The organism is Muricauda sp. MAR_2010_75 (genome assembly GCF_000745185.1).
Taxonomy (GTDB): domain Bacteria; phylum Bacteroidota; class Bacteroidia; order Flavobacteriales; family Flavobacteriaceae; genus Flagellimonas.
Window position 1 is genome coordinate 3,660,192 of record NZ_JQNJ01000001.1, and the last position, 12,383, is coordinate 3,672,574.

Annotated in this window: 14 protein-coding genes; 8 read left to right on the forward strand and 6 right to left on the reverse strand. The window is 41.7% G+C overall.

The window, feature by feature from the left end; genetic code table 11:
- Positions 1-63: 63 nt before the first annotated feature.
- From FG28_RS16425 to FG28_RS16445, 6 genes are all read right to left on the reverse strand, one after another.
- The gene (locus FG28_RS16425) at positions 64-423 is read right to left on the reverse strand and encodes a hypothetical protein (RefSeq protein ID WP_036384694.1); all 360 of its coding nucleotides are present in this window, start codon (positions 421-423) and stop codon (positions 64-66) included.
- 4 nt (positions 424-427) lie between these two features.
- Positions 428-1,627, reverse strand: a complete 1,200-nt coding sequence (locus tag FG28_RS16430) for an alanine dehydrogenase (RefSeq protein WP_036384698.1) — start codon at positions 1,625-1,627, stop codon at positions 428-430.
- A 47-nt stretch (positions 1,628-1,674) separates the two neighbouring features.
- Positions 1,675-2,217 carry a hypothetical protein gene (locus FG28_RS16435; protein ID WP_036384712.1) on the reverse strand — a complete coding sequence of 181 codons (543 nt, stop codon included), beginning with the start codon at positions 2,215-2,217 and terminating at the stop codon, positions 1,675-1,677.
- An 86-nt stretch (positions 2,218-2,303) separates the two neighbouring features.
- The gene (locus FG28_RS21060) at positions 2,304-2,438 is read right to left on the reverse strand and encodes a hypothetical protein (protein ID WP_262491877.1); all 135 of its coding nucleotides are present in this window, start codon (positions 2,436-2,438) and stop codon (positions 2,304-2,306) included.
- Positions 2,439-2,612: 174 nt separating this feature from the next.
- Positions 2,613-3,029, reverse strand: coding sequence for a tRNA (adenosine(37)-N6)-threonylcarbamoyltransferase complex ATPase subunit type 1 TsaE (tsaE, locus tag FG28_RS16440; RefSeq protein WP_036384714.1), 417 nt, complete (start codon positions 3,027-3,029; stop codon positions 2,613-2,615).
- A gap of 7 nt (positions 3,030-3,036) precedes the next feature.
- The gene (locus tag FG28_RS16445; RefSeq protein WP_036384716.1) at positions 3,037-4,581 is read right to left on the reverse strand and encodes a PglZ domain-containing protein; all 1,545 of its coding nucleotides are present in this window, start codon (positions 4,579-4,581) and stop codon (positions 3,037-3,039) included.
- 36 nt (positions 4,582-4,617) lie between these two features.
- On the opposite strand from FG28_RS16445, the gene FG28_RS16450 reads away from it, so the two are divergent.
- The 8 genes from FG28_RS16450 to fabG all read left to right on the forward strand — a co-directional run bounded on the left by FG28_RS16450 (position 4,618) and on the right by fabG (position 12,382).
- The gene (locus FG28_RS16450; protein WP_036386768.1) at positions 4,618-5,844 is read left to right on the forward strand and encodes an HD domain-containing protein; all 1,227 of its coding nucleotides are present in this window, start codon (positions 4,618-4,620) and stop codon (positions 5,842-5,844) included.
- A 23-nt stretch (positions 5,845-5,867) separates the two neighbouring features.
- Positions 5,868-6,899 carry a UDP-3-O-(3-hydroxymyristoyl)glucosamine N-acyltransferase gene (gene lpxD / locus FG28_RS16455; RefSeq protein ID WP_036384718.1) on the forward strand — a complete coding sequence of 344 codons (1,032 nt, stop codon included), beginning with the start codon at positions 5,868-5,870 and terminating at the stop codon, positions 6,897-6,899.
- Positions 6,886-8,298, forward strand: a complete 1,413-nt coding sequence (locus FG28_RS16460) for a bifunctional UDP-3-O-[3-hydroxymyristoyl] N-acetylglucosamine deacetylase/3-hydroxyacyl-ACP dehydratase (protein WP_036386770.1) — start codon at positions 6,886-6,888, stop codon at positions 8,296-8,298. The genes lpxD and FG28_RS16460 overlap by 14 nt, the downstream gene beginning before the upstream one ends.
- The gene (gene lpxA, locus FG28_RS16465; protein WP_036384719.1) at positions 8,298-9,083 is read left to right on the forward strand and encodes an acyl-ACP--UDP-N-acetylglucosamine O-acyltransferase; all 786 of its coding nucleotides are present in this window, start codon (positions 8,298-8,300) and stop codon (positions 9,081-9,083) included. The genes FG28_RS16460 and lpxA overlap by 1 nt, the downstream gene beginning before the upstream one ends.
- Positions 9,084-9,087: 4 nt before the next feature.
- Entirely contained in the window at positions 9,088-9,654 is a 567-nt protein-coding gene (gene efp, locus FG28_RS16470; protein ID WP_036384721.1) for an elongation factor P, read from the forward strand.
- A gap of 5 nt (positions 9,655-9,659) precedes the next feature.
- The gene (locus FG28_RS16475) at positions 9,660-10,595 is read left to right on the forward strand and encodes a UDP-3-O-(3-hydroxymyristoyl)glucosamine N-acyltransferase (RefSeq protein WP_036384723.1); all 936 of its coding nucleotides are present in this window, start codon (positions 9,660-9,662) and stop codon (positions 10,593-10,595) included.
- A 59-nt stretch (positions 10,596-10,654) separates the two neighbouring features.
- Positions 10,655-11,527 (forward strand): succinate--CoA ligase subunit alpha, encoded by an 873-nt coding sequence (gene sucD, locus FG28_RS16480; protein WP_036384725.1) that lies wholly within the window; start codon positions 10,655-10,657, stop codon positions 11,525-11,527.
- Positions 11,528-11,632: 105 nt separating this feature from the next.
- On the forward strand, positions 11,633-12,382 hold the full coding sequence (gene fabG / locus FG28_RS16485; RefSeq protein ID WP_036384726.1) for a 3-oxoacyl-[acyl-carrier-protein] reductase: 750 nt from the start codon (positions 11,633-11,635) through the stop codon (positions 12,380-12,382).
- Position 12,383: the final 1 nt, after the last annotated feature.

Sequence of the window (12,383 nt, forward strand, 5' to 3'; positions counted from 1 at the left end):
GGCTACAAAGTTGGATAATGAGTTTTAAATATAAAAGTCAGTACTGAATCAACAGTACATACTTCAATTTTCCGAAACAGTCTCAAGAATTAGTTTATCTGGGCAGTTTTTTACTTTTAAAACTCGAGTGTCTTTTTCAATATAATACGTTTTACACGGCTCGGACTTGGTATCGCTCTTGCCAAAATCCACGTCGCCATCCGTTAAAAAGGACTTCACGAACAAGGTGTCCCTATATTTTTCGGGCAACGCCTCACCAAAGGTGAGAGGTTTTGAGCGCATGTCCTTAAGTACCCTACAATTGGGAAAATAGCAGAAGTCTATTCCTTCCTCACCCGATTTTTTCTTTAGAAAAAATACCAAAAATACTATCCCAATGGACAGTCCTACCAAGTACCATCCCAAGCGCCGTAAAAATGCCATTCAATTAAAAAATAAGAAAATTAATATCGTTGTAGTTCAATCCAAACCAATCACCAACCGACTTATTGGTCAAGATGCCATGGTACATATAAAGGCCATTTCGCAAGCCTTTATCAAAACGCAAGGAATGTTCCAAACCACCATCTTCACCAATTTTAAGCAGATAGGGTGTAAATATATTGCTGATGGAAATTGAGGATGTTCTGGGATAACGGGAGGGAATGTTGGGCACGCCATAATGGATAACCCCAAACTTATCGATTGTGGGCTTGTTGTGCGTGGTCAATTCCGAAGTTTCAAAACAACCTCCCATATCAATACTCACATCGATAATGACGGCCCCTTTTTTCATGTTCTCCACCATGGAACTGGAAACCACAACGGGCGAACGATCTTTTCCACGAGTGGCGCCGATGGCAACATCGCACCGCTTAAGGGCTTTTATAAGATTCTTGGGCTGAATGGTGGATGTATAAACAGTACGGTTAAGATTGGTCTGTATATGCCTCAACTTACTGATGGAATTGTCAAAAACCTTTATGTTGGCACCCAATCCCAAGGCTGACCTTGCGGCAAATTCCCCGACAGTTCCTGCACCAATAATCACCACTTCCACTGGGGGCACACCACTGATGTTGCCAAACATCAAACCATTCCCCTTGCTGGTTGTGGCCATCAATTCCGAAGCAATGAGGATAGAGGAAATCCCTGCAATTTCACTTAAGGAACGTACCGCGGGATAATTTCCGTCTTCATCCCTGATGTATTCAAAGGCAATGGCCGTAAGTCTTTTTTTGGCCATGGTCTCAAAATACTCTTTGCTCTGTGTTTTTATCTGCAAGGCAGAAATAATAATGGTCTGTGGGTTGAGTAAATCTATTTCAGAAAGGGTAGGAGGTTCCACTTTAAGAATGATGGAACAAGAAAAAACTTTCTTGACATCCCTTGTGATTTCGGCACCGGCATTGGTGTAGTCTAGATCCGAAAAATTGGCGCCATCCCCGGCACCCGATTCAATCAAGACCCTGTGTCCATGCGCAGTAATGGCATTAACAGCATCCGGGGTTAAGCATACCCGCTTTTCCTGATATTGGTTTTCCTTTGGAATACCTATAAAAAGTTCTCCCTTTTGTTTGAGAACCTCTAAGGTTTCTTCTTGGGGCAAAAGTTGTTGTTTGCTAAAAGGGGATGACGGTTGGTTCATACGTAGTAAATCTGTTCATCGTACCACATCAAGGTAAGAAAACAAATTTACACTTTTTTTGAAAGGGTCTTTTGGCGTTCTTCCAGTTTCTCACGCTCTTTACGAAGCTCTTCTTTTTCCTTTAATATCTGCAGCTCGGTGTCCATGGCATCAAGATCAATCCCATGCACATGCTTATCCACCAATTTAACCCGAATAAAATATACAATGGGGACCACCACCATGGTAACGGCGATTACATAGAACACCTCATTTTCATCAACTTCTTGGGAGCTTTCAAATATGGCGCTGTACAATTGAAAGCTGTACATGGATATGGGAATCAATACGGCATGGTACCACCATTGCTTACTGGTGACAAACCAAATGATCAATAATACCAAAGGAATCAGTTTGATGAGATAAAACCAAACTGCTGTCCTGGCATCGGCAAACCCATTTGTGCCAATCTTAAATATGATAAAGTCCAATGATTCTGTATCACTGGGCATATATTTATACGAATAAAACATGATGGGCGAAAGCACTATAAGCAAAGTAATAAGCCCCTCAAGAATAAAACGTTTTCTTATTTTTTTCTTACTGCGCATACATGTATAACTACAGATGCCCCGTTTTATTGTATAAAAAAACCCCTTCCGAGAAGGGGTTTTAAAAGAATAATCTTTTTGACTTCTTACATCTTACCGATATCTTTTTTCTTAACGCTTACGGTCTGATCTTTGTCAATATCAACAGTACCTGTTGAAACCGCAGTCATTGCCAAAAAAGCAACAGCAAGTAGTCCAAAAAAAACTTTTTTAGTGTTCATCGTAAAAGAGTTTTTGGTTAATAAATGAATTCATCTACAATACAAATGTAGGAAAATATTTCAACCTACACTACATTTTGTCGATAAAAATGGCATTTTAACGTTTAAAACAATCATTTTATCGATTCCATACAATATCGCAGACGAATGAGTTCAAGATAGCAGGAATGCTCTTTAACGAATATTTAACTCGACTGAACGTGTGTTTTCGTCGATAAAGTGCAAGAAAATGGATACAACATCCTCAGGTAAGAGTGACTTTATTTTTTCGGGCCATTCCATAAAGACCCAAGCGTTGGAACCCAAGTAATCCTCAAGTCCCATGTCCAATGCTTCTACTTCATCTTCCAACCGATAAAAGTCAAAATGATAGGCCAATAAATTGTCTTGGCTGTCATGGTATTCATTTACCAAACCAAAAGTGGGACTGTTTCCGCTGTCCACAGCCCCCAATTCTTTTACCAATGCCTTGATCAAAGTAGTTTTGCCAGCACCCATTTCACCATAAAAACAGAGTTGCTTGCCAGGGGCGGCTTCAATAATGGATTTTGCCACCTGTTGGATTTCATTTAATTGGAACGTTTTTTTCAAGTTGGTCTTATTTTGCTTCCAAAACTACAAAAGGAACAATCATTTCTTCCAACGAAACCCCGCCATGTTGGTAGGTGTTTCTGTAATAGCTCACATAATGATTGTAATTATTGGGATAGGCAAAAAAGAGGTCGTTCTTGGCAAAAATATAGCTGCTGCTCAAGTTGATGTTGGGCAGATGAATCTCCTGCGGGTTTTTTGAGGCCAGCACATCTTTATCTTCATACGTGAGGCTTTTCCCGGTCTTGTACCTAAGGTTTAGACTGGTCTCCCGATCTCCAATGACCTTGGAAGGTTGTTTCACATTTATGGTGCCGTGATCAGTGGTCAAAATAAGTTTCATGCCCAAGCTTTGGGCTTGCTGAATGATTTCCAACAAGGGTGAGTTCTTAAACCAACTCAAGGTAAGTGATCGGTAAGCCTTGTCATTGGAGGCCAATTCCTTAACCACCTCCATTTCGGTTTTGGAATGGGAAAGCATGTCCACGAAGTTGTAGACCACTACGGTCAGGTCGTTGTTTTTCTGCGATTTGAAGTTCTGCGCCAGTTGTTTCCCCTGTTTCAAATTACTGATTTTATGATATTCCCACTTCAGGTTTAAGCCTAACCGCTTCAATTGTGCTCCCAAAAAATCAGCTTCAAAAAGGTTTTTCCCGCCATCTTCCGTGTCGTTCTTCCACCAATTGGGATATTGTTTTTCCATATCCAAGGGCATCAATCCCGAAAAAATAGCATTCCGGGCATATTGTGTGGCGGTAGGGAGGATACTGAAATAGGCACTTTCCTGTTTCTTTTTATAATGTACCGAAAGGGTTTCCTCAAAAGCCAGCCATTGATCGTAGCGAAGATTATCGATGACCACCAACAAGGTTTTGTTTCCCTCCAGTTCGGGTTGAACCTTACTTCTAAATAAGGTGTGAGACATAATGGGGGCATCGCCCCCTTTAAACCAACTCGTGTATTTCTTGTCCACAAACTTGCTGAACTGGGAGTTGGCCTCCACTTTTTGGGATTCCAAAATTTCAAACATGCCAGAATCTTCAATTTCTTCCAACTGGAGTTCCCAATAAATGAGTTTTTTATAAAGTTCTGCCCATTCTTCGCAACTGTTTACCATGGATAGGTCCATCGCAATCTTCCTGAACTCTTGCTGATAGCTCGAAGTAGTCTTTTCCGACACCAATCGGGAATTATCCAAGCTCTTTTTTAGAGACAGCAATATTTGATTGGGATTGACAGGCTTGATCAAATAATCGGCGATTTTGGAACCAATGGCCTCATCCATAATATACTCTTCCTCGCTCTTGGTAATCATCACCACCGGAATGGAGGCATCGAACTTCTTGATCTCGTTCAAGGTTTCCAAACCAGAGATTCCCGGCATATTTTCATCCAAAAAAACAATATCAAAAAAGGAATTTCGCAGTTCCTCCAACGCATCTTGCCCACTTTGGCTGGTAACTACGTTGTAATTTTTGCTCTCCAGAAAAAGAATGTGCGGTTTTAGCAGATCAATTTCATCATCGACCCAAAGAATTGTAATCTTGTTCATATAGTAGTTATCTTTGTGGCATTAAAACAAACTTCCTTGGTAAAAACCAATAAGCTTAACGTTTTTAACGATCCAATTTACGGTTTTATTGGAACTCCAAATGAACTTATTTTTAAGCTGATAGGGCATCCGTACTTTCAGCGGTTGCGGCGGATTTCGCAAATGGGGATGTCCTATTTGGTGTATCCGGGAGCGCACCATACTCGTTTCCATCATGCTTTGGGAAGCATGCACCTTATGGATAAGGCCATTCAAATCCTAAAATTAAAGGGCATAACTATTTCTGAGGACGAAGAAACAGGCTTGCTTTGTGCCATATTGTTGCACGATATTGGTCATGGTCCATTTTCCCATGCTCTGGAAGGGTTTGTAGTGAAGAATCTGAGCCACGAATCCCTTTCATTGAAATTCATGGAAGAACTCAATGCTGAATTTGGTGGACAATTGAATACCGCCATCTCCATTTTTAAAGGAGACTATCCAAAACCTTATATGAACCAGTTGGTTTCAAGTCAACTGGACATGGACCGCATGGACTACCTGAAACGGGACAGCTTTTATGCCGGGGTAACCGAGGGGAATATCAACTCAGAACGGCTTATTTCCATGCTCAATGTTGCCGACGGAAATCTGGTAGTGGAAGAAAAAGGCATTTATGCCGTGGAAAAGTTCCTGATGGCAAGGCGATTTATGTATTGGCAGGTGTATTTGCACAAAACAGGCTTGGTGGCGGAACAGCTGTTGGTGCGGATTATGCAGCGTGCTCGCAAGATTTTATCCGAAGAAGGCCATTTGGAAGGAAGTCAACCACTGTTGTATTTCTTAAAGCAGAATGGCACCATTAATTTCGATTCCAAAATATTGTCAATTTTTGCCCAGTTGGATGATGTTGATATTTTGGGAGCGGTAAAATCATGGCGATCCCATAATGATTTTGTACTCTCAAAAATGTGTGAGATGCTGTTGGATCGGAAGTTGTTGCACATCAAAATAAAAAAGCGAAAGGCCGACCCTCAAAAACTGGAGAAAAAATTGCAGGAAATCATCCAAAAGTACGATCTTTCAGCAGCGGATGCCGCCAACTTTGTGTTTCAGGGTGAAATCTCAAATAAGGCGTACAGTGAAGAACAACAGGCCATTAACATTCTTAAAAAGAATGGAAAGATAACCGATGTGCTCAAAGAATCCGATCAACTCAGTTTAAAAGCATTGTCCACAACCGTATTCAAATATTATAGCTGCTACCCCAAAGAAGCTGTTTAACAAATTTTGTTACTTTTGCACAAATGAAATTTACAGCGACCCAAATTGCCGGAATCCTAGAAGGGGAAGTTGAGGGAAATCCTCAAATTGCTGTCCATAAATTATCCAAGATTGAGGAAGGGGAAAAAGGCTCGCTGACATTTTTGGCCAATCCAAAATACACTTCTTATATATACTCCACCAAGGCATCCATCACTATTGTAAACAAAGATTTTATCCCAGAACAATCCTTGTCCACAACATTGATTAAAGTAGATGATGCCTACAAATCCTTTTCCAAATTATTGGAATACTACAATCAGGTAAAAAGCAATAAAGTAGGCATAGAAAGTCCCACCTTCATTTCTGAAAGTGCAAACTATGGAGAAGGGTTCTATTTGGGCGCCTTTTCGTATTTGGGAGAAAATGTGAAGATTGGTAGCAACGTAAAGGTTTATCCCAATGTATATATAGGAGATAATGTTACTATTGGCAATGACGTAATGATATTTGCTGGGGCCAAAATATATTCTGAATCCATTATTGGGAACAATTGCACCATTCATAGTGGGGTGATCATTGGTGCCGATGGCTTCGGATTCACTCCAAATTCCAATGGCGAATACAGCAAAGTACCCCAAACAGGCAATGTAATTTTAGAAGATAATGTAGATGTAGGCGCCGGAACCACAATTGACCGTGCCACCTTGGGATCCACAATACTGAGAAAAGGCGTAAAATTGGACAACCAAATCCAGATTGCCCATAATGTTGAAATTGGTGAGCATACCGCCATCGCAGCCCAAACCGGTATCGCAGGATCCACCAAAATCGGAAAAAATTGCCTTATTGGTGGTCAAGTGGGTATTGTGGGCCATATTACCATTGGTGATCGGGTAAAAATCCAAGCACAATCCGGTATTGGAAGAAACGTGAAGGATGATGAAGTCCTTCAAGGATCTCCGGCATTCAACTACGGTGACTTCAATAAATCTTATGTACACTTTAAAAATTTGCCAAAATTGGTAAATCAAATCTCCAACATAGAAAAAAAGGTTGAAGGTGAGCAAAACTAGCAACAAGCAACGCACCATAGGAAAGAAAGTAACGCTACAAGGAGTAGGGTTGCACACGGGCGAAAACGTTACCATGAGTTTCGTTCCTGCAAAGGAAAATCACGGTTTTGCCTTTAAGCGGGTAGATTTGGAAGGCGAGCCCATTATTGAGGCCGATGCCAATTATGTGGTCAACACCCAGCGTGGGACCAACTTGGAAAAAAACGGCGTAAAGATTCAAACTTCTGAACACGTTTTGGCTGCCTTGGTGGGATTGGACATTGACAATGTCCTGATTGAACTTGATTCCCCAGAGCCTCCCATTATGGATGGATCTTCCAAGTTTTTCGTAAAAGCTCTGGAAGAAGCAGGCATTGTGGAACAAGATCTTGAACGCGAAGAATATATCGTAAAAGATGTCATTTCCTATAAAGATGAGACCACGGGTAGTGAAATTACCGTGATTCCCTCTGATCACTACCAAGTAACCACAATGGTGGATTTTGGCACCAAGGTCTTGGGCACACAAAATGCAACTTTGGAAAGAATTTCGGATTTCAAGGAAGATATTGCCGATGCCCGCACCTTTAGTTTTCTCCATGAATTGGAAATGCTTTTGGAACATGGACTGATCAAAGGCGGGGATTTGAACAATGCCATTGTATATGTGGATAAGGAAATCTCAGAGTCCACAATGAAAAAATTGGAAAAGGCGTTCAATAAAAAGAAATTGTCCGTTAAGCCCAACGGAATCTTGGACAACCTTACCCTTCATTATCCCAATGAAGCGGCAAGGCATAAATTACTCGATGTAGTGGGGGACCTGGCCTTGGCCGGAACCCGAATCCGAGGAAAGGTTATTGCCAATAAACCCGGCCACTTTGTAAACACACAATTTGCAAAGAAGCTTTCTAAAATCATTAAAATCGAAAAACGAAACAAAGTTCCAACCTATGATCTTCACCAAACTCCTTTAATGGACGTGAAGCAGATCATGAACATGTTGCCGCACAGACCACCTTTTTTATTGGTGGACAAAATCTTGGAACTTTCAGATACCCATGTGGTCGGTGTAAAGAATGTGACCATGAACGAACCTTTTTTTGTAGGGCATTTTCCCGGGGCACCTGTAATGCCCGGGGTCTTGCAAGTTGAGGCCATGGCCCAAACAGGAGGGATTTTGGTGCTGAGCACCGTTCCAGACCCAGAAAACTACTTGACTTTCTTTATGAAAATAGACAATGTGAAGTTTAAACAACAAGTAGTGCCAGGGGATACTTTAATCTTTAAATGCGATTTAATTTCACCCATTCGAAGGGGAATTTGCCACATGCAGGCCTATGCCTATGCTAACGGTAAGTTGGTTTCAGAAGCGGAATTGATGGCGCAGATCGTTAAAACCAAAAACACCGATTCGTAATGAACCAGCCCTTAGCATATGTACATCCAGGCGCTAAAATCGCCAAAAATGTAGTGATTGAACCCTTCACCACCATACACAATAATGTGACCATTGGGGAAGGCACTTGGATTGGGTCCAATGTCACCATAATGGAAGGTGCACGCATTGGAAAAAATTGTAATATTTTCCCAGGTGCCGTAATATCGGCCATGCCACAAGATTTAAAATATCAAGGTGAGGATACCACGGTTCAAATTGGGGACAACACCACTATTCGGGAATGTGCCACTATTAATAAAGGTACTTCAGACCGGATGAAAACGGTAATCGGCAATAATTGCCTTATCATGGCGTATTGCCACGTGGCCCACGACTGTGTTGTGGGAGATGGTTGTATTTTTAGCAACAATTCCACACTGGCAGGCCATGTCACCATTGGTCAAAATGTGGTTTTGGCGGGAATGGTCGCCGTGCATCAATTTGTTTCTATCGGAAACCATGCCTTTGTTACCGGAGGGTCTTTGGTTCGAAAAGATGTTCCTCCCTATGTAAAAGCAGCCCGTGAACCGCTTTCGTATGTTGGAATCAATTCCATTGGATTACGACGAAGAGGTTTTGAAGCCGATAAAATCAGGGAGATTCAGAATATATACCGAATTCTATATCAACAAAATTATAACAATTCCCAAGCGGCATCCATCATTGAAGCGGAAATGGAAGCAACTCCAGAGCGGGATGAGATACTTCAGTTTATCCGGGATTCGCAAAGAGGAATCATGAAAGGTTATTTTAGTTCAAATTAAATTTATGGCAAGCACGTCTGATATTCGAAAAGGGTTGTGCATACGGTACAACCATGACATCTATAAAATTGTGGAGTTTCTTCACGTAAAACCGGGAAAAGGCCCAGCCTTTGTCCGAACAAAATTAAAAAGCGTTACCACGGGAAAAGTAATCGACAATACGTTCTCCGCAGGTCATAAAATTGAGGATGTGCGCGTGGAAACACGCTCATACCAATATCTCTACCCAGAAGGGGAGACTTTCCATTTTATGAATACGGACGATTACAACCAAATTGCTTTGCAAAAAGATGCACTGGATGCGCCGGACTTACTAAAGGAGGGTGAAGTGGTGACCATCATTTTCAATGCGGAGGATAATATGCCACTTTCGGTTGAAATGCCCGCCAGCGTTATTTTGGAAGTGACCCATACCGAACCTGGAGTAAAGGGAAATACCGCAACCAATGCTACCAAGCCTGCCACCGTAGAAACCGGTGCCCGCATCAATGTGCCGTTGTTCATTAATGAAGGTGACAAGATTAAGATTGATACGGAAAAAGGAGCCTATTTGGAACGCGCTAAAGAATAAGGGAAATGAAATTTCCTAAAGCCCACACTTTAAAAGAGATTTCAGAAATCATTCAATGCGAATATGTTGGGGATGATGTGTTTCCCGTATTCGGGATGAACGAAATCCACATTGTGGAAGAAGGTGATATTGTATTTGTGGACCATCCCAAATATTATGATAAAGCCCTTCAATCCAAAGCGTCCGTGGTGCTTATCAACAAAAAAGTGGATTGTCCCAAGGGAAAGGCCTTGCTAATTTCCGATGATCCTTTCCGGGATTTCAATAAATTGACCCGCCATTTTAAACCCTTTCAGAGTGCCAATACCTCCATTTCGGATACGGCCCAAATTGGGGAGGGGACCATCATTCAACCCAATGTTTTTATTGGTAACAATGTAAGGATTGGTAAGCATTGTGTGATTCACCCCAATGTCACCATCTACGACAATTGTATTATTGGCAACAATGTTACCATCCATGCAGGAACTGTGTTGGGTGCAGATGCCTTTTATTACAAAAACAGACCTGAAGGGTTTGACAAACTCCTCTCTGGAGGAAGGGTAGTGATTGAAAATAATGTGGATATTGGAGCATCTTGTACTATTGACAGAGGTGTTACAGGTGATACTACCATTAAAGAAGGTTCCAAACTGGACAATCAGATTCAGGTGGGCCATGATACGGTAATAGGTAAAAAATGTTTGATTGCCTCCCATGTGGGAATTGCAGGTTGTGTGGTTGTTGAGGATGAAGTTACCCTATGGGGACAGGTTGGGGTCACTAGCGGAGTTACCATCGGCAAAAAAGCGGTATTACTTGCCCAAAGTGGAGTAGGCAAATCGTTGCTAGGGGGCAAAGCCTATTTTGGAAGCCCAGCCGAGGAAGCTAGAGATAAGCTAAAACAAATGGCGCATGTAAAAAAGATTCCGGAAATCCTCGAAAAATTAAAAAAGAATTAAAAAATCAATAGACAAAACCCCCTGCAAAGTTTATTTTTGCACCTAATTAAGTTTAATATATGAGCGTCTTAGTAAATAAAGATTCAAAAATAATTGTACAAGGTTTTACAGGTAGTGAAGGAACATTTCATGCCGAACAAATGATCGAATACGGTACCAATGTTGTTGGTGGAGTTACACCAGGAAAAGGTGGACAAGAACATTTGGGGAAACCTGTTTTCAACACTGTAGAAAAAGCGGTAAAAGAAGTTGGTGCCGACACCACGATTATTTTTGTTCCTCCTGCATTTGCCGCAGATGCTATCATGGAGGCTGCTGACGCTGGAATCAAGGTAATTATTACCATTACTGAGGGTATTCCTGTTGCCGATATGGTAAAGGCAAACGACTATATCAAAGATAAAGAATGTACATTGGTAGGGCCTAACTGCCCAGGTGTCATTACTCCCGGTGAAGCCAAAGTGGGTATCATGCCCGGCTTTGTTTTCAAAAAAGGAAATGTGGGTATCGTATCCAAATCTGGAACGCTCACTTATGAAGCTGCCGATCAGGTGGTACGCCAAGGATTGGGTATTACCACTGCCATTGGTATTGGTGGAGACCCTATTATTGGAACCACCACTAAACAAGCCGTTCAATTGCTGATCAACGACCCAGAGACTGAATGTGTGGTCATGATTGGTGAAATTGGGGGTCAATTGGAAGCTGATGCCGCAAAATGGTACAAAGAGAGCGGAAGTAAGAAACCGATCGTTGGATTTATCGCTGGTGAAACTGCACCTGCTGGTCGTACCATGGGTCACGCTGGAGCCATTGTTGGCGGTAGCGATGATACAGCCCAAGCCAAGAAACGAATCATGCGCGAGTGCGGTATTCACGTGGTGGATTCACCCGCTAAAATTGGCGAAAAAGTAAAGGAAGTGGTTGGATAACCAACCGTTAAAACTATTCTAAATCCCGTTTTATGCGGGATTTTTTTCTTTAAAAACATAAAACAACAACTATATTTGGTTGATAACCGTTCAAACACATCATCTATGAAACTTTTGGAAGGCAAAAACGTAATTATAACTGGAGCAAGTAGAGGTATTGGAAAAGGAATTGCCCAAGTTTTCGCAAAACATGGCGCCAATGTGGCATTTACCTATAGTTCCAGTGAGGCTCCCGCTTTGGAATTGGAGAAAGAATTAACCGGCATGGGCGTTACGGCCAAAGCCTACAAAAGTAATGCCGCTAGCTTCGAAGAAGCCGAAAAACTGGTCGCCCAAGTTTTGGAAGATTTTGAAGGAAGAATCGACGTATTGATCAATAATGCTGGAATCACCAAAGATAATTTATTGATGCGAATGGGCGAAGAGGATTTTGATACGGTTATCGAAATCAACCTGAAATCCGTTTTCAACATGACCAAAGCAGTGCAGCGTACCATGTTAAAACAACGCAAAGGTTCCATTATCAACATGAGTAGTGTAGTTGGTGTAAAAGGAAATGCGGGACAGACCAATTATGCCGCTTCAAAAGCGGGAATGATTGGATTCACAAAATCCGTAGCCTTGGAATTGGGTTCGCGAAACATCCGCTGCAATGCCATTGCACCCGGTTTCATTGAAACTGAGATGACCGACAAATTGGATGAAAAAACGGTTCAAGGCTGGCGAGATGCCATTCCGTTGAAAAGAGGTGGAAGTCCTGAAGATGTGGCCAATGCGTGTTTGTTTTTGGCTTCAGATTTATCGGATTATGTTACCGGACAAGTGCTCAACGTGGACGGTGGTATGTTAACATAGA

Bases quoted from the DNA above. Each gene is read 5' to 3' on its own strand.
- FG28_RS16425 (WP_036384694.1), bottom strand. From the start codon at position 423: ATGGCATTTTTACGGCGCTTGGGATGGTACTTGGTAGGACTGTCCATT.
- FG28_RS16430 (WP_036384698.1), bottom strand. From the start codon at position 1,627: ATGAACCAACCGTCATCCCCTTTTAGCAAACAACAACTTTTGCCCCAA.
- FG28_RS16435 (WP_036384712.1), bottom strand. From the start codon at position 2,217: ATGCGCAGTAAGAAAAAAATAAGAAAACGTTTTATTCTTGAGGGGCTT.
- FG28_RS21060 (WP_262491877.1), bottom strand. From the start codon at position 2,438: ATGAACACTAAAAAAGTTTTTTTTGGACTACTTGCTGTTGCTTTTTTG.
- FG28_RS16445 (WP_036384716.1), bottom strand. From the start codon at position 4,581: ATGAACAAGATTACAATTCTTTGGGTCGATGATGAAATTGATCTGCTA.
- lpxD (WP_036384718.1), top strand. From the start codon at position 5,868: ATGAAATTTACAGCGACCCAAATTGCCGGAATCCTAGAAGGGGAAGTT.
- lpxA (WP_036384719.1), top strand. From the start codon at position 8,298: ATGAACCAGCCCTTAGCATATGTACATCCAGGCGCTAAAATCGCCAAA.
- efp (WP_036384721.1), top strand. From the start codon at position 9,088: ATGGCAAGCACGTCTGATATTCGAAAAGGGTTGTGCATACGGTACAAC.
- FG28_RS16475 (WP_036384723.1), top strand. From the start codon at position 9,660: ATGAAATTTCCTAAAGCCCACACTTTAAAAGAGATTTCAGAAATCATT.
- sucD (WP_036384725.1), top strand. From the start codon at position 10,655: ATGAGCGTCTTAGTAAATAAAGATTCAAAAATAATTGTACAAGGTTTT.
- fabG (WP_036384726.1), top strand. From the start codon at position 11,633: ATGAAACTTTTGGAAGGCAAAAACGTAATTATAACTGGAGCAAGTAGA.